Origin of the sequence: Endozoicomonas sp. ISHI1, assembly GCF_024606225.1 — a bacterium.
Taxonomy (GTDB): domain Bacteria; phylum Pseudomonadota; class Gammaproteobacteria; order Pseudomonadales; family Endozoicomonadaceae; genus Endozoicomonas_A.
On record NZ_JAGRPU010000025.1, the window covers coordinates 16,866 to 35,718 of the forward strand.

An 18,853-nucleotide genomic window follows, 5' to 3' on the forward strand; every position below is an offset into this window, starting at 1 on the left:
CCGACTCCATCGTTTTATTCTGCTCAAGGTAATCTTCAGCTTGTGTCAATAAGCTTGCAGTTATACCTGCTGGCGAGTACACACTCTCACTTTTATATCAAGATTCGTTACGAAATTGCCCCCTACAGAGGTCTCAACTCTTGAACTGAAAGTCACAAATTCATAGGTTTTACCCGATAAAACCTTTAGTTTTAACAGAAGTTCTCTTACAGAAAACACTGTTATTTTTTTTGCTCTATCCTTCCTTTCTATCGATCAGAATCCAGAGATAAAATGATTAAAAACTCACTATTTTTGGTGCCGCTATTGCTGATACTGTTGTCGACTGTCGTTTGTCAGGCCCAACCCTTGACGGAACGAGATATTGTCGCACTTATACAGTATGTGAATTTTTCAAACCAGAGCTTTTCTATAAAGTCTGGAATGCATACTTTTCCAGGAACCTGGCAAGACATTGCCGACACAAACAGCTATGCAGAACTTGATTCTACGGTTGATGACAAACGACACAGTTTTAACATTTACGGGTTAAAGACGACCATTATTGAATCAAATTTTTGGCGATCGCTCTACGCCAATCATCTGTTGATAGATTACGAACTATTTCTGACCAGTAAAGGACCCCCTCTATGTACCAAGCCTTCTTCATGGCTACCTGTAGAAGTGCTTGTCTCTGTCGGTTGGCTGTTAAAAAGTTATTGGCACCTAAACTCACCGTCGTTTAACACGATTGACCAAAAAGAGGCAACTTCTACTGAGAGACAGGGGGATAATCAGTTTACCACCATGGCTATGACGCATGGCTCTGGAGATGACCAACTACCATACCTGTCATCAAAATCATCAGAGCAGCAAGTCAAGAGAACTACCTCCCAACCCACAAACTGCTTCACCAACCTCATGTATTTTGGCTATGGCGACGGTAGCAGAGACCCTTATCAACCTCTGCATACACTGGGTTTAAATTGTTTCATTTTTCCCTGTTTTGGCGTTTGTTGTTTCCGACCATCACCGGATATCAGGGGCGCCGCAGAATGGACGATGAATTCATTAGAAAATTCAGCAGGCAACCCTACACTCTCAATGAGTGCAGAAGCAGCCTGTGCAACTGTCTCTGCCGGGTCATTCAATGATGATCTGATAATGCACGAAAATTTGACTCTCAACGCTGATGACTCCATTGTAACCAACGAGTTACTCAGTCTGATTAATCATGATCTCCCAGAAGAAAATGGGACTTCACCTCCGGTCTGTTTTACTTCCGGAGGGATCACCCATTACCAACAAGGCCTGTCGAATCACAAGAGAAAAAACAACACCGAACTACGAAACTGTGTCGTAAACGTGGTCGGGAAGGATCGCCTGACGCGGCCATGTGGGAAGGTCTTCAAGAATGCCAAATCTCTGTCATCTCACAAAAGCAAATACCACTCCGGGCAAGAAACCTGCAACGTTATAATGGTCGGTAGGGATGGTCGGCAGTGGTCGTGCGGGACGGTCTGCAAGAGTCTTCGATCTCTGTCAACTCATAAAAGAAGAATCCACTGCGGGCAACAAACCTGTGATGTAACAGTGGTTGGAGAGGACGGTTTGCACCAGCCATGCGGGACGGTGTGCAAGAATCCTAATGCCCTGTCGGAGCACAAAAGCAGAAAACACAGCGGACAAAAAAAATGTAGTGTGACCGTCGCCGGAGAGGATGGCCAGTTGCGGGAATGCGGGAAGGTCTGCAAAGATGCTGAAGCCCTGACAAATCACAAGACAAGAAACCACACCGCACAACGAATCTGTTTGGAAACAGTGGTCGGGGAGGATGGCCAGCTGCGGACATGCGGAAAAGTCTCCAAAAATGCCAGGAACCAGGCGTATCACAAAAGAAGAGAGCACAGTGGGCGACAAATCTGTGACGCAACAGTGGTCGGGGAGAATGGCCTGCCGCGGCCATGCGGGAAAGTCTGCAAGAATGCTGGAAACCTTTCAGTACACAAACGTGGATACCACACAGGGCAAAAAACCTGTGACGTGACGGTGAGTGGGAAAGATGGCCAGCCTCAGCCATGTAAGTTGGTTTGTGAGAATTCAAAAGCCCTGGCTGATCATAGAAGAAGAACCCATACCGGGAAAAAAACCTGTGACGTTACAGTGGTTGGGGAGGATGGTCAGCTGCGACCATGCGGGAAGGTTTTCAAGAACACTGGAACATTGTCTTATCACAAAAGAAGAGAACACACCGGGCAACAAATCTGCTGCATGACATTAGTTGGAGAAGATGGCCGGCCCCGGCCCTGCGGGAAGATCTGCAAGAACGCTCAAACTCTGTACTATCACAAAATAAAAGACCACACCACGCAACAAACCTGTGACCTGACAGTGGTTGGAAAGGATGGCCAGCCTCGGCCATGCGGGAAGATCTGCAAGAATGCACCCGCTATGACGTATCACAGAATAATGCATCGAAAGCGCAAACCTGTTAACAAGGACCGGAACTCAGACCTCAACCCTTGAGCTGACAACTACACGTTCATAAGGTTTTGCCCGATATAATCTTGAGTTTTTTAACAGAAAATTCTCAACTGAAAAAACAGTTATTTTTTTGCTCTATCCTTCCTCCCTATCGCTCAGAACCCAAGGATAGAATGATTAAACACTTACTCGTTATGGCACTGCCATTACAATTATTGTTGCTGCCTGTCATCTCTCAGGCCAAAGCGTTGACAGAACGTTTTATTATCGAACTTCTACAAAATTCGTTTTTTCCAGAACAGGTTTTTTCTATAAAGCCTGGCCTGCCTGCATTACCGATCAGCCCACCAGACATTGCCGACACAAATAGCTATGCAGGACCAAATTCGCCGCCTGATGAAAAAACACACAGACCTGGCCTTTACGGGATAAAAACGCCCCTTATTGAATCGATTTCGTGGCAATTACTTTATGCCACTCACCGGCTGGTTGGCTACGAATTGATCCTGAACACCAAAGATGCCTCTCTACTCTCCAACCCTTATTCATGGCTGCCAGCAGAAGTGGGTTTCGCAGTCGGCTGGCTTTTAAAAAGCTACTGGAACTGCTATTCACCGTCGTTTAACCCCATCGCACAACAAGAAGCAACATCTATGCTGACAGAGGGGTTTGCCACCATCACTATGTTGGCTGGCTCTGAACATAACCAACAACCACACTCTCTATCAGAATCATCCGGCGAGCAAGCTTCAGGAGGAACGACCCAAGTGACAGGTACTTTCACCAGCCCCCTGTATTTTAACTCTGCCGACGGTAACCGAGACCCTCAACAACTTCCGCATACTTTGGATTTAAACTGTTTCGTCCATCCCTGTCGTGGCGTTTGTAAATTTCGATCATCATCCGGTAGCGTAGAGCCCGCTGAATGGCCACTGAATTCCTCAGAATATTTGACAGGTCACACAGGGGCAGCGCCCGGACAAAGCTCATACTCCCACAGGGCTGATGAACACTGCTTTCGTTTCATTGGTCATCTTGATGCTAAAAATGCCAGACTTTCAATATGTCCAGGGGCATTCTATTCAGCTGATTCAGTCGGCCCCGCCAATGATGATCTGACAATGCACGGGAAGTTGCCTACTACCTCTGAAGACTCGATTATAATCGATGGGTTGCTCAAACTACGCGCTCATAATTACCCTGAAGAAACCGGGATTTCCTGTACACCTGAACATTGCCAACAAGTCCTGTCGACTCACTGGGGCAGGGAGCACATCGGGCAACCGGCCTGTGACGCAAGCGTGGTCGGCAGGGACAACCAGCTGCGGTCATCCGGCATGGTCTGTAAGAATGCTCAAGCACTGGCGGATCAAGAAGGAATACACCACACCGAGCAACAAACCTGTGACGTCACAGTGGTCGGGAACGATGGTCAGCAGCGGTCATGCGGAAAGATCTGCAAGAATGCGCAGTCTCTGTCGTCTCACAAAAGCCAATATCACAGCGGACACAGAACCTGTGAAGTGTTGGTAGTCGGGAAGGATGGTCAACAACGACCATGCTGGAGGGCCTGCGAGAATGCTCGCTCCCTATCGGTTCACAAAAGAAGAGAGCACAGTGGACAACAAGTCTGTGACGTGAAAGTGATCGGACAGGATGGCCAGAAGCGTCCATGCGGTACTGTCTGCAAGAATGCTCTGAACCTGTCGTATCACAAAAGCAAATATCACGGCGGACAACATATTTGTAATTTGCCATTGGTCGGGGAGGATGGCCAGCCTCGACCATGCGGAAAGGTCTTCAGGAATGCCAGAGCCCGGTTTGATCACAAGAAAAGGGACCACAGCGGGCAACAAACCTGCGTCGAGGCATTGCTCGGAGAAGATGGTCAGCTTCGGCCATGCGGGAAAGTCTTCAGAAATGATCGAGCCCTGCTTGATCACAAAAGAAAAATCCACAGCGGGCAACGGACCTGTCACATAACCGTAGTGGAGGATAACGAACTGCGGTTATGCAGGAAGGTCTGTAAGAATGCTCGATCCCTGGCGGATCACAAAAAAAGACACCACACCGAACAACAAATCTGTAATGTTATAGTGGTCGGAGAGGATGGTCAGCATCGGTCATGCGGAACGCTCTGCAAGAATGCTCAGTCTCTGTCGTCTCATAAAACCAGATACCACACCGTGCATAAAATCTGTGAAGTGATAGTAGTCGGGGAGGATGGCCAGCAGCGGCCATGCGGTGCTGTCTGCAAAAGTGTTCTGGCTCTGTCAGACCATAGAGGCAGATATCACAGCGAGCAACAAATCTGTAACCTGCCAATAGTCGGGGAAGATGGCCAGTCGCGACCATGCGGGACGGTCTGTAAGAGTCGCAAAGCCCTGTCGGATCACAAAACAAATCATCGAAAACGCAAACGTGCTGATGTGAATCAGTAACGATCTGACCGACGTCATGCTTTGCTCAGTGCCGCCTTTGGTTTTAACAGGAATGTCTTTGACAAAAAAGCTCGCTTATTTTCTTGATCTATCCTTCCTCTCTAACTTACAGAATGCCGGGATAGAATCATTAAAAACTTATTCTTTTGGGCACTGCTGTTGCTGATATTATTATCTGTCTCCAGTCAGGCCGAACCATTAAGAGAACGTTTTATCGTCGAGCTTCAACAAAATTCAGTTTTTCCCAACCAGAGCTTTTCTGTAAAGCGTGTCCTGACTGCCTTAGCGTGCAATCCGCCAGACATTGCCGGCAAAGGCGGCTATGCGGGATCATATTTGCTTCCTGATGAAAAACCACGCAGATCTGAAAATTACGGGGTAAAAACGCCCCTTATTGAATCGATTGTGTGGCAATTGTTTTACGCCACTCAAATGCTGGTTGGCGGCTACGAACTGATCCTGACCACCAAAGTGAGTTATCTGTTCTCCAAACCTTATTCATGGCTTCCTCCTCAAGTGGTTGTCGCTGTATGCTGGCTTGTGAAAAGCTATTGGAACCCTAGTTCACCGTCGTTTAACCCAATCGTACAACAAGAGGCAAACTCTACGCTTAAACAGGGTTTTATCACCATCGCTATGGTACCTGGCTCTGAACATAATCAACCACACCCGCTATCAGAATCATCCGATGGGCATACTTCAGGAGCAACGAACGAACTTACAGGGACTTTCACCAGCCCCCTGTATTCTACGTTTGGCGGCGGTAACCGAGGCCCTCAACAACTTCTGCATACTTTGGGTTTAAATTGCTTTGTCCATCCCTGTCGTGGCGTTTGTATATTTCGATCATCAACCTACAGCAGAGTACCCGCTGAATGGCCGTTGAATTCCGCAGAAAATTCGACAGTCCATACAGGGACAACACCCGGACAAAGCTCACACCCCCACATGGCTAATGGGCTCTGCGTTCGTTGCACCGGTCATTTTGATGCTGATAATGCCAGATTCTCGATAATTGCAGGGGCAGCCTATGCAACTGACCCAGCCGGGCCCGTCAATAATGATGTGACAATGCCCCAAAACTTGCTTGTCACCTCTGATGACTGGATTATAATCAATGGGTTGCTCAAACTACACGATCATACACATCCTGAAGAAACAGGGATTTTCTGTACGCCTTCCCATGACCAACAAGCTCTGTCGAATCACAAAAGAAGAGACCGCACCGGGCAACAGACCTGTGACGAGACAGTGGTTGGGAAGTATGGCCAACAGCGGCCATGCGGTACTGTCTGCAAGAATACTCAAACTCTGTCGTTTCACAAAATCAGAGAGCACTCCGGGCAAAAAACTTGTGATGAGACAGTAGTCGGTGCGGACAGTCAACTGCGGCCATGTGGGAAACTCTATAGGAATGCTAAAGCCCTGTCGGAACACAAAAGAAAGATCCACAGCGGGCAAAAAGTCTGTTACATAACAGTAATCGCGGAGGATGGTCAACCGCGACAATGCAGTGCAGTCTGCAAGAATGCTAAAGGCCTGACGGATCACAAAAGAAAAGTCCACAGCGGGCAACAAACCTGTAATGTAACCGTGATCGGAGAGGATGGTCAGCAGCGCCCGTGCGGCACGGTCTGCGAAAGTGCCTTGGACCTATCTGCTCATAAAAGCAGAGAGCACTCCGGACAACAAATCTGTTACATGACAGTGGTAGGGGAGGATAGTCAGCTGCGGCCATGCGGGACGGTCTGCAAAAATGCTCAAGTTCTGTCATCTCACAAAAGCAGAGAGCACTCCGGACAAAAAACCTGTGAAGTGACCGTGGTCCACGAGGATGGGCAGCTGCGGCCATGCGGGAAGGTCTTTAAAAATGCCAGAGCCCGGTCTGATCATAAAAGAACTGATCACACCGGGCAACAAATCTGCGACGTCGCCGTGGTTGGAGAAGGTGGTCGGCTGCGGCCATGCGGGAAGACCTACAAGAATGTCAAAACCCTGACGGATCACAAAAGAAACCATCGAAAGCGCAAGCATCTTGATGTGAACCAGGATGATGCCCCCTGTCTGAAAAAGGTTAACTGAATAAGTCCCTTCCTTTCATGAGGTTTTCACTGTACCGCCCTTGTTTTTTAACAAAAGGTCTTTGACAGAAAACAGACTTATTTTCTTGATCTATCCTTTCTCCTTACACACTAGAATGCAAGGATAGAATTATTAGACACTCACTCTTGTCAGTACTATTATCGCCGATATTTTTGTTTTCTGTCGTCTGTCAGGCAGTACCATTGACAGAACGCTTTATTGTCGAGCTTAAACAAAATTCGGTTTTTCCAAACCATAGCTTTTCTATAAAGCGACACCTGCCTGTATTTCCTGGACATCTACCGCGCATTACCGACACAAATATCTATGCAGAATCAGATTCGCCGCCATATAACAAACGACACAGGTTTGTCAGTTACAGAGTCAAAAGGAGCATTATAAAATCGATTTCGTGGCAGTTTCTTTACCTCTCTCATTTACTGGCTGGATACGAGCTGACCGTGATCACCAAAGAGCTGTCGCTATGCTCCACCCCTTATTCATGGCTACCTGTAGAAGTAATGTTTGGCTCTGGACATACCCAACAACCGAGTCGGCTATCAGAATCATCCGGCGAGCAAGCCTCAGGCGCAACGAACGAACATACAGGCATGTTCAGAAGCCCCCTGCATTCTGACTCAGGCGATGGTAACAGGGGCCCTCATCAACCTCAGCATACTTTAGATTTAAATTGTTTTATCTCTCCCTGCCTTGGCGTTTGTAGTCTTCGACCATCATCACGCAGCAGAGAGTCTGCTGAATGGCCGTTGAACTTCATTGAAAGTTCAAAAAACCCTTCACACTCAGTAAGTTCAGGGGCAGTCAATGCAACTGATCCAGACGGATCAACCAATTGTGATGAGACCATGCAAAGGAATTTTCCTACCCCTCCTGATGACTGGATTATAATCAATGGACTACTCAAGCTAGCTGGTCATAATCAAGCCAAAGAAACAGGGATTTCCTGTACACCTGCTCATTTGACCAACCCAGCGGGGACTTCATCTTCAGGCTGCCTTCCTTCCGGAGAGGCCACCCATCGCGAAAAAGCCCGGTCGAATCACATGAGAAGAGACCGCACCGGGCCAAAAATCTGCAGTCTGACATTAGTCGGGCAGAATGGTCAGCAACGACCGTGTGGGAAGGCTTGCAAAAATACACGAGCGCTGGCAGACCACAGAAGAATAACCCATAGCAGTGAACAAACCTGTTACACTACCGTGGCCCGAGAGGATAGACGGCAGCGGCAATGCAGGAAGGTCTTTAAGAATTCTAAATCCCTGTCTTCTCACAAAAGCAGAGAGCACTCCGGGCAACAAACCTGTGCTGTAACAGTGATTGGGGATGAAGGCCAGCCGCAACAATGCGGGACGGTCTGCAAGAATGCCAAGGGCCTGTCGTTTCACAAAAGAAGAGAACACTCGGTGCAAAAAACCTGTAGCGTGGCCGTGGTCGGGGAGGATGGTCAGCAGCGGCCATGTGGGAAGGTCTGTAAGAACCCACAATCTCTGTCTTCTCACAAAAGCAGAGAGCACTCCGGACCGCAAATCTGCAACATACCTATAGTTGGGGAGGATGACCAGCCTCTACCATGCAGGACAGTTTGCAAGAATGCCAGTATCCTGTCAGATCACAAAAGAAGAGAGCACAGTGGGCAACAAACCTGTGACCTGAACGTGATCGGGGAGGATGGTCAGCTGCGACCATGCGGGACGGTCCGCAAGAATATCAGATCCTTGGCAGATCACAAAAGAAGGGCCCACAGCGAACAACAAACCTGCGACTTGATCATAGACGGAGAGGATGGACAGCTGCTTCCATGCGGGAAGGTCTGCAAGAATCGCCTAGCCCTGGCGGATCACAAAAGAAGATATCGAAAACACAAGTCTTGTGATCTCACCCAGAGTGGTGACCCAAGCCCTAGAAAAGGTAAATTGAATGACTAAAGATCTGATACTCCTTTCGTGAGTTTTTTCCCGTTGCTACCTTAGGCTTTTATAAAAGGTCTTTGACAGAAAACAGACTCATTATCTTGATCTATCCTTGCTCTCTAGTCACCAGAATACAGGGATAGAATTATTAAATACCCAATCTTTGAGACAACACTGTTTTCGGCATCGCTCTTACTATTGCAGTTTTTTTCTGTCGTTTGTCAAGCCGAACTGTGGACAGAATATGTTATGGTCGAGCTTGAACAAAATGCAGTGTCGCCAGACCAGAGCTTTTCTGTAAAGCGATGTCTGCAAACATTGCCAGGCGACCCGTCAGACATTGCCGACACAAGAGATTATGAAGAACTTGAATCGCTGCCCGATAACAAACGACACATTTTTTACAGTTACGGGGTAAAAATGATCCTTATTGGATCTATTTCGTGGCAGTGGCTTTACACCACTCATATGCAATTGAGTTACGAACTGATCCCGGACACCAAAGACGCTTCTCCCGGCCCTAACTCTTATTCATGGATACCCGTAGAAGTGGTTGTTACCTTCGGCTGGCTTTTAAAAAACTATTGGAATATATATTTTCTGTTGTTTAAACCGATCGAACAACAAAAAGCAACAACTATGCTGACACAGGGAGGGCATCCAGTTGCCTCCTTCACTGTAGTGCCTGGCTCTGGACATAACCAACAACGACACCATCCATCAGAATCATCAAGCCAGCATGCCTCTCAAGCGGGCACCCAGCCTACAGACTCTTTCACCACTATCCCGGATTCTGACTCTGCCGACGGTGACGGAGATCCTCAACAATACCTTCATACTTTGGGTCTAAACTGCTTTGTTCGTCCCTGTCATGGCATTTGCCAATTCCGGCCATCATCTGCCAGCAGAGAGCCAGTTGAATGGCCACCCAGTGATGATGCGCCAATGCATGGGAATGCGCCTTCCACCATTAATGATATTACGGTCATTCATGGGTCACTCGATCCATATACTCTTCAACTCGTTACCAATAACCTTGAGGAAAAAACCGTAATTTCTTTTACGCTTACCCAGACAGGCACAGTACAACCTCCGGTAACACCTAAGAAGGTTGCATTCGGAGCAGCACATGATCAAAAAGCCCTATCAGATCGCAAAGGCAACACCCGACAACAAACTTGTGATACAACACTGATTGGGAGCCAACAGCGACTACTCAGTGAGGTCTTCAAGAATACTAAAGCCCTGCCTGATCAAAGAAGAACAAAGCACACCGGGCCACATGCCTGCAACTCAACAGTGATCGGTGAGGACGGTCAGCCGCGAACATGCGGGAAGATTTACAAGAATGCTCATACCCTGACGTCTCACAAAAGTGGATACCACACAGGACAAAAAACCTGTGTCGAGACAGTGATCGACCCGGATGGTCAGATGCGGCCATATGGGAGCGCCTTCAAGAATGCCCGAGCCCTGTCGCATCATAAAAGTAAATTCCACAGAGTAACACTAGCCCGTGATGCAACCGTGGTCGGGGAGGATGGCCAGCAGCAACCATTTGGAAGGGTCTGCAAGAATGCTCAAGCACAGCAGCATCAGACAAGAAAAGGCCAAACCGCACAACACACTGGTGACGTGACTGTGGCCACAGAGTGTGGCCAACCGCGAGCACGCGGGACAGTCTACAAGAATACTAAAGCCCTGAGGGTTCATAGAAGAAAAAAGCAAACCGGGCCACAAACCTGCAACGCAACAGTGGTCGGTAAGGACGGTCAGCCTCGAACATGCGGAAAGATTTACATGCATGCTCATGCCCTGTCGTCTCACAAAAGTGGATACCACACGGGACCAAAAACCTGTGTCGAGATATTGACCGGCCCGGATGGCCAGCCGCGGCCATGCGGGATCACCTTCAAGAATGCTCGAGCCCTGAATGCTCATAAAAGTAAATTCCACATAGGATCACGAACCCGTGACGCAATCGTGGTCGTAAAGGATGGCCAGCAGCAACCATGCGGAAGCATCTGCAAGGATGCTCAAGCACAACAGAGTCAGATAAGAAGAGACCACACTGCACCACAAATCTGTGACGTGATCATGACTACAGAGCATGGCCAGCAGCGAACATGCGAGACGGTCTGCATGAACTCTCGATCTCTGTCGTCTCATATAAGTAGATACCACACCGAGAATAAAAAATGTGACCTTATGGTAGTCGGGGAGGACGGTCAGCATCAGGCATGCAGTACGCTCTGCGAGAACGCTGAAGCTCTAACAAATCACAAAAGAAACCATCCAAAACGAAAGCCTGTTGATGTGAACCAGAATGATGACCCCGGCTCTAAAAAACTCAAACTAAATAACTGACACTAGCAGCCTGTCGGACTTAAGCGTCCGTAGCGAGGACTGCAAGAAATTGAGGATAAAAATTTCTGCTTCTGAGGAGAATAGCGAGCTATTTGACGAAGAAGCAGGAATTTTTAGACCAATTTATTGCAACCGCAGTAGGACAGCCTTAAGTCCGACAGGCTGCTAGCCCTTTCATAAGTTTTTTCCCGGCACCGCCTTCGGCTTTTATCAAAAGGTCTTTGACAGAAAGCAGACTAATTTTCTTGATCTATCATTGCTCTCTAGTCACCAGGATACAGGGATAGAATTATTAAACACTCACTCTTTGCGACATCACTTTTGCTACCACTTTTGCTACTACCGTTTTTTGTCGTTTGTCAGGCAGAACCGCGGACTGAATATTTTATTGTTGAGCTTCAACAAAATAAAATGCTTTCAAACCAGAGCTTTTCTATAAATCCAGTCCTACGTACACTGTCGTTCAGTTCACCTAAAATTGCCGACACAAGCGATAATAAAGAACTCGGTTCACCACCCGAATTCAAACAACACAAGACTTACAGTTACGGTGTAAAAGAGACTCTTGTTGAATCGATTTCGTGGCCATCGCTTTACGCCATTCATCTGCTGGTGCGTTACGAACTAATCCGGAGCACTATGGACGCCCCTCTACGCTCCAACCCTTATTCATGGCTATCTGTAGAAGTGATTCTTACCGTCGGTTGGCTTTTAAAAAGCTATTGGAATTTCGACTCAATGTCGTTTAAACCAAAAGAACAACCAAGAGCAGCAACTATGGTGATACAGCGGGGGCAGCCATTTGCCTATATCACTGTGGTGCCTGGCTCTGGACATAGCCAACAACCGCACAAGCCATCAGAACCATCAAGACAGCAGGCCGCGGGAGTTCAAAGCGACCTTACAGGCTCTTTCACCAAATCTCTGGATACTGACTCTGCCGACAATAACGGAGGCTCTCAGCAAACTCTGCATACTTTGAGTTTAAATTGTTTCGTCTTTCCCTGTCATGGTGTTTGTAGTTTCCGACCATCATCCAATAGCAGAGAGCCCGCTGAATGGCCGCCGGATTCTGAAGAAAGTTCGACAGGCAACTATGGATACTCAATCAGTGTAGATGCAATCTCTACAAATGACCCAGCCGAACCAGCCAATTGTCATATGACAATGCGCAGGAATCAGCCTGCCAACTCTGATGAATGGATTATCGTCCATGGGTTACTCAATCTGGGAAACCATAGCCTTTCAGAAGAAACCGGGATTAGCAACACGCCTGTCTATTTCACCAATCCAATGGTGATTCCATCTCCGGGCAGCCTACCTTCCGGAGGAGCTACCTATTGCCAACAGCCCCTGTCGGATCATACAGGTAAAATTCACAGAGGGCAGCAACAAACCTGTGACGTAATCATAGTCGGGGAAGAAGCCCAGCCGAGACCATGCGCAAAGGTCTGTAAGAATGCTGTAGCCCTATCGGTTCACAAAAGCTCATACCACACCGGGCAAAAAATCTGTAACGTGACCCTGATCGGGGAGAATGGTCAGCCGCGGCCGTGCGGGAGGGTCTTTAAGAATGCTAAATCACTGTCGGGTCACAAAAGCAGAAAGCACGTCAGGCAGCGACAAACCTGTCACATGACCTTGGTCATGAAGGATGGGGAGCTGCGGCCATGCGGGAAGGTCTTCCCGAATACTAAAGCCCTTTGGAAACACAAAAACAACGTCCACAACGGGAAACAAATCTGTGACGTGACCTTGGTCGGGAAGGATGGCCGGCAGCAACCATGCAGAAAGGTCTTCGAGAATGCCAAAGGCCTGTCGGATCACAAAAGAAAAATCCACAGTGGAGAAAAACTCTGTGACGTTACCGTGGTCGGGGAAGATGCTCAGCCTCGATCATGCGGGACGGTCTGCAAGAATGCTAAAGGCTTTTCGGATCACAAAAAAAAAGTCCACAGCAGGCAACAAACCTGCCACATAACCGTGATCGGGCAGGATGGCCAGCGGCGACCATGCGGTAAGGCCTGCAAGAATGAACAAGCCCTGTCGTCTCACAAAACCAGAGATCACACTGGGCAAAAAACCTGTGACGTAATAGTAGTCGGAGAGGATGACCAGCTGCGGTCATGCGGGATGGTCTGCAAGAATGCTCAAACCTTGTCAGAGCACAAAAGCAGAAACCACACCGGGCAAAAAACCTGTGACGTAATAGTAGTCGGGGAAGATGGCCAGCCACGGCAATGCGGGATGATCTGTAAGAATGCTAAAAGCTTTTCAGATCACAAACGAAAAGTCCATAGCGGGCAACAAACCTGTGTCCTTACCTTGGTCGGGGAAGATGGTCTGCAGCGACCATGCGCAAAGGTCTTCAGAAATGCTCAAGCCCTGTCGTCTCACAAATGCAAAGAGCACTCCGAGCAAAAAACCTGTAACGTAACTGTGATCGGAGAGGATGACCAGCCGCGACCATGCAGGATAGTCTGCAAGAATACTCAAACCCTGTCAGTGCACAAAAGCAGATGCCACAGCGGGCAACAAACCTGTGTCGTGAACGTAACCGGGAAGGATGGCCAGCTGCGGCCATGCGGCAGGATCTGCATAAGTGCTAGAGCCCTTTATGAGCACAAAAGAAGAAACCACTCCGGACCAAAAACTTGTGACCTAATTGTGACCGGGGAGGATGGCCAACCGCAGCCGTGCAGGATGGTCTGCAAAAATGTCAGAGTCCTGTCGTATCATAAAAAAAGCCATCGAAAACGTAAGTCTGTTGATCCGGAACACGATGATGGTCGCAATCCTAAACAGGGTAAACAGAATAAGTAACGATTTGATCCAGTACATGGGATCAATGAGGTTTCTCCCAGTGTCACCTTCAGTTTTTTACAAAAGATCCTCTGTAGGAGGACAGTTTCGAGACAAAGCTTGATATGAAAGGGTGAAATTGCCAGAAGAGTCGTTGACTGGGTGGCGCCCGAAGGGAACTGGGTTGTCTGTCTGGATCGCACCAAACGGGACTTTGGCCAGTTCAAAATCAACATCATGATGGTCGCTAAGTAGGAGGTCGTCATTTTCGCAAAGGAGGGAATCATTTAGCTTGAGTTCATAAGCTTGCAGTTATACCTGCAGGCGAGTACCCACTCTCCCTTTTATAACAGGATTCTTTACGAAATTGTCTCCTGCAGAGCAAAAGGTCTTTGACAGAAAGCAGACTTATTTTCTTGATCTATCCTTGCTCTCTAGTCACCAGAACACAGGGATAGAAATATTAAACACCCATTCTTTGCGGCATCACTGTTGCCGCTAATGTTGCTACTACTTTTTAGATCTGTCGTTTGTCAGGCCGAAGCGTGGACAGAACGTTTTATTCTCGAGTTTGAAGAGAATGAAGTGTTTCCAGACCAAAGCTTTTCTATCAAGCGTGGCCTGCTCGCATCGCCGGGCACCCCTTCAGACCTTGTCAACACAAGGAACTATGCAGGAATCAGTTCATCGCCTGATGACAAACGACACAAATTTAACAGTTACGGGGTAAAAACGCTCCTTATTGAATCGATTTCGTGGCAATGGCTTTATGCCACTCACTTGCAGGTGTACGAGACGATCCTGGCCACCAAGGACGTTCCTCTCAGCTCCACCCCCTATTCATGGCTACCTGTAGAAGTGGTTGTTGCCATCGGTTGGCTTTTAAACAGCTATTGGAACCCCGATTCACTGTCGTTTAAGCCGATCGAACAACAAGCAGCAACCACTATGCTGACACTGGAGGGGCACTCATTTGCCGCCATCACGATGGTGCATGGCTCCGGACATAACCAACAGCCCTTCCAGCCATCAGAACCCTCTGGGCAACCAACCGCGGGAACCCCCTGCCACCTTACAGGCTCTTTCACTAACCCTCTGAATACTGACTCTGCCGACGGTAACGGAGGCTCTCAGCAAACTCTACATACTTTGGGTTTGAATTGTTTCATCTTTCCCTGTCATGGCGTTTGTAGTTTCCGATCATCATCTGATAGCAGAGAACCCGCTGAATGGCCGCTGAATTCAGAAAAAAGTATGACTGACAACTATAGAGGCGGCAACTATAAAGGAAGAAACTATAGATACTCAATAAGTGCAGGGGCAACCACTGCAACAGACCCAACCGAACCTGCCATTTATGATGTGACAATGCACAGGAACCAGCCTGCCAACTCCGATGACTGGATTATCATCCACAGTTTACTCAGTCTCAGAAGGCATAGCCTTCCGGAAAAAACCGGCATTAGCTTTACGCCTTCGCATTGCCAACAATCCCTGCGGGGTCACACAGGCGAAATTCACAGCAGCCAGCAACAAACCTGCGACGTAACCGTGTTCGAGGAGGATGGTCAGCCTCGACCATGTGGGAAGATCTGCAAGAATGCTGCTGCCCTATCGGTTCACAAAAGCTCATACCACACTGGGCAAAAGCTCTGTGACGCGACCTTTGTCGGGGAGGATGGTCAGCCACGGCTATGTGGGAAAGTCTGCAAAAATGCTAAAGGCTTATCAGATCACAAAAGAAAAGCCCATAGTGGGCAACAAACCTGTAACTTGCCCGTGGTCGGGGAGAATGGCCAGCAGCAGCCATGCGGGTGGGTCTGCAAAAATGCCAAAGTCTTGTCGGATCACAAAAGCAGAAGGCACCCCAGTGAGCATCAAATCTGTAACATAACCGTGGCCGGGAATGACGGCCAACTGCGGCCATGCGGGATGGTCTACAAGAATGTTGTAGCCTTGTCGGATCACAAACGCAAAACCCATGCCGGACCACAAACCTGTTACGTAAACGTTCTCGGAGTGGATGGTAAGCAGCGACCATGCGGGGCAGTCTACAAGAATGCTAAATCCCTGTCGGTTCACAAAAGCAGCTTACACTCCGGGCAAAAAACCTGTGTTATGGCCGTGGTCGGGGATAATGGCCAGCTGCGATCGTGCGGCACAGTTTGCAAAAATGCCCAAGCCCTGCGGGATCACAGAAGAAGAGATCACTCTGAGCAACAAACCTGTGACGTAACCGTGACCACAGAATATGGCGACCAACGGTCATGCGGGAAGGTCTGCAAGAATGCTCAATCTTTGGCGTCTCACAAATACATATGCCACACCGGGCAGTATAACTGTGAAGTGACCGTGGCTGGGGAAGATGGTCAGCTGCGGCCATGCGGGAAGGTCTGCAAGAATAAAAGAACTCTTTGGGATCACAAAAGAACACATCGGAAACGCATCTCTTATCCTGTGAATCAGGATGGTGAACCCAGCCCTAAAAAAGTAAATTGAATAAATAACACCTTTCTTTTCATTAGAATTTTTTCGATGCTACCCTTGGCTTTTAACAAAAGATCATTGACAGATAAAAGACTTATTTTCTTGATCTACCCTGGCTCTACAGAGACCAGAATACAGGGACAGAATGATTGAACACTCACTCTCTGCGGCGACAATGTTTCTGCTAGTGTTGCTGTCTGTCGTCTGTCAGGCTGAACCATGGACAGAATGTTTTATTATCAAGCTTGAACAGAAGGCAGTGTTTCCAAACCTGAGCGTCTCTATAGAACGTGACAGGCATACCCTGCCGGACAATCTTTCGGAGGTTTTCGACACAAACGACTATGCAGGACTGGATTTTCGGTCTGATGACAAACCGAACAGACCCGGCAGTTACGGAGTTAGGCTGCCTGTAGAAGTGGTTGTTGCAGCCGGTTGGCTTTTAGAAAGCAATTTGACTAACGATTTCATGCTGTTTAATCCAATCCAACAACAAGAGGCAACATCTACGCAGACACAGGGGGATCAACCGTTTGCTACCATCACTATGATGCTTCGCTCTGTAGATGACCAACAATCACATCAGCCATCAGAATCATCCAGCCAGCAAGCGCCGGGAGCCCCACAATCTACAGGCTATTTCGCTAACCTTCTCTATTCTGACTATGGCGGCGGTAACAGAGGTCCTCAACAAGCTCTGCACACCCTGGGTTTCAATTGTTTCGTCTCTCCCTGTCGTGGCGTTTGCAGTTTCCGATTATCATCCGGTAGCAGAGAATCCGCTGAATGGCCGCTGAATTCCGCAGAAAGTTCTACAGCCAGCTGTAGACATTTAATTGGCCCGGGGGCAGTCTCTACAACAGACTCAGCCGAACCACCCAATTATGATGTGACAATGCTCGGGAATTTGCCTGCCAACTCTGATGACTGGATTATAATCCACGGGTTACTCAATCTTCGAAGCCATATCCCTCCAGAAAAAACCGGGATTAACTGTACGCTTACCCATTTCAAACGCCCCATGGTGACTTCACCTTTGGGCTGCCTTCCTTCCGGAGGGGCTACCCGTTGTCAAAAAGTCCTGTCGGATCACAAAAGCAGAGAGCACTTCGGACAGCCAACCTGTGACGTGATCGTGGTCGGGAAAGATGCCCAACAGCGGCCATGCGGCAAGGTCTACAGGAATGCTAATAGCCTGATAGCACACAAAAGAATATTCCACAGCGGACAAAGAATCTGTGTCCAAACCGTAACCGGAGGGGATGGCCAGCATCGACCATGCGGGAAAACCTGCAAGAATACTCAAGCTTTGTGGGATCACAAATTAAAAGATCACAGCGGGCAAAAGACCTGCTACGAAACAGTGGTCGGTGCAGATGGCCAACCGCGACCATGCGGGGAGGTATGCAAGAATGCTAAAACATTGTCGTCTCATAAAAGAAGCATCCACACTGGACAACAAACCTGCCACGAAAGCGTGGTCAGGAAGGATGGCCAACAGCAGCCATGCGGAAAGGTCTGCAAGAGTGCTAAAGCCCTATCGGATCACAATAGAAAAGAACACACCGGCCAAAAAATCTGCAATGCAACAGTGGCTGGAAGGGATGGCCAGCAGCAATGCGGAAAGGTCTGCAAGAACGCTAAAGCCCTGTCAGATCACAAAAGAAGCAACCATTCCGGGCCACGAACATGCAACGAAACAGTGGTCGGGCGGGATGGTCAAAAGAAATCATGCGGAGCGGTCTGCAAGAGTGTGAATGCCCTGACGGATCACAAAAAAAGAAACCATAGTGGGCAAAAAATCTGTAACGCGATTGTGGTCGGGGACGATGGTCAGGGACGACCATGTGAGCGGGTCTTAAAAAATGCTCGTTCTCTGTCATGTCACAAAAGCAAATATCACAGCGGACAAAAAACCTCTGATAAGACAGTGAACGAGGAGAGTGACCAGCGGCTGCCATGCGGACTGGTCTGCAAAAATGCCAACGCCTTGAAAGATCACAAAAAAAGCATCCACAGCGGGCAACAAATCTGTAACCTGCCAGTGATCGGAGAGGATGGTCAGCAGAGGTTATGCAGGGAGGATGGCCTGCTGCGGCCGTTCGGTAAGGCCTTCCAGAATACCCACGCACTGTCCAGGCACAAAAGAACACACCGAAAGCGCAAGTCTTTTTATCCTAACCAGAATGATGGCTCCAGACCTAAAGAAATTAAAGCAAATAGGTAACAACCTACCTCCCTTTCATTAGGCTTGCCCGTTGTAATCATCCGATAGCAGAG

The 18,853-nt window shown here is 48.3% G+C and carries 8 protein-coding genes; all 8 read left to right on the plus strand.

Annotation, left to right across the window (positions count from 1 at the left end; translation table 11 throughout):
• The first annotated feature begins 273 nt into the window (after positions 1–273).
• The 8 genes from KBW69_RS15640 (at position 274) to KBW69_RS15675 (ending at position 18,800) form a co-directional block, all read left to right on the plus strand.
• On the plus strand, positions 274–2,505 hold the full coding sequence (locus KBW69_RS15640; protein ID WP_257253556.1) for a hypothetical protein: 2,232 nt from the start codon (positions 274–276) through the stop codon (positions 2,503–2,505).
• A gap of 131 nt (positions 2,506–2,636) precedes the next feature.
• A complete protein-coding gene (locus KBW69_RS15645) occupies positions 2,637–4,904 on the plus strand; it encodes a hypothetical protein (protein ID WP_257274254.1) in 2,268 nt (755 codons plus the stop codon).
• A gap of 159 nt (positions 4,905–5,063) precedes the next feature.
• The gene (locus tag KBW69_RS15650; RefSeq protein ID WP_257274253.1) at positions 5,064–6,986 is read left to right on the plus strand and encodes a hypothetical protein; all 1,923 of its coding nucleotides are present in this window, start codon (positions 5,064–5,066) and stop codon (positions 6,984–6,986) included.
• A gap of 203 nt (positions 6,987–7,189) precedes the next feature.
• Positions 7,190–8,932, plus strand: a complete 1,743-nt coding sequence (locus KBW69_RS15655; protein ID WP_257281456.1) for a hypothetical protein — start codon at positions 7,190–7,192, stop codon at positions 8,930–8,932.
• A gap of 234 nt (positions 8,933–9,166) precedes the next feature.
• Positions 9,167–11,284 (plus strand): hypothetical protein, encoded by a 2,118-nt coding sequence (locus KBW69_RS15660; RefSeq protein WP_257281457.1) that lies wholly within the window; start codon positions 9,167–9,169, stop codon positions 11,282–11,284.
• A gap of 321 nt (positions 11,285–11,605) precedes the next feature.
• A complete protein-coding gene (locus tag KBW69_RS15665; protein ID WP_257281458.1) occupies positions 11,606–14,107 on the plus strand; it encodes a hypothetical protein in 2,502 nt (833 codons plus the stop codon).
• 480 nt (positions 14,108–14,587) lie between these two features.
• Positions 14,588–16,585 carry a hypothetical protein gene (locus KBW69_RS15670; protein WP_257255048.1) on the plus strand — a complete coding sequence of 666 codons (1,998 nt, stop codon included), beginning with the start codon at positions 14,588–14,590 and terminating at the stop codon, positions 16,583–16,585.
• Between the two features lie 133 nt (positions 16,586–16,718).
• Positions 16,719–18,800, plus strand: coding sequence for a hypothetical protein (locus tag KBW69_RS15675; RefSeq protein WP_257274167.1), 2,082 nt, complete (start codon positions 16,719–16,721; stop codon positions 18,798–18,800).
• The last annotated feature ends 53 nt before the right edge of the window (positions 18,801–18,853 follow it).

What these genes read in the sequence shown, in the direction of transcription:
- KBW69_RS15640 (WP_257253556.1), top strand. Translation starts at nt 274, where the DNA reads ATGATTAAAAACTCACTATTTTTGGTGCCGCTATTGCTGATACTGTTG.
- KBW69_RS15645 (WP_257274254.1), top strand. Translation starts at nt 2,637, where the DNA reads ATGATTAAACACTTACTCGTTATGGCACTGCCATTACAATTATTGTTG.
- KBW69_RS15660 (WP_257281457.1), top strand. Translation starts at nt 9,167, where the DNA reads ATGGTCGAGCTTGAACAAAATGCAGTGTCGCCAGACCAGAGCTTTTCT.
- KBW69_RS15670 (WP_257255048.1), top strand. Translation starts at nt 14,588, where the DNA reads ATGTTGCTACTACTTTTTAGATCTGTCGTTTGTCAGGCCGAAGCGTGG.
- KBW69_RS15675 (WP_257274167.1), top strand. Translation starts at nt 16,719, where the DNA reads ATGATTGAACACTCACTCTCTGCGGCGACAATGTTTCTGCTAGTGTTG.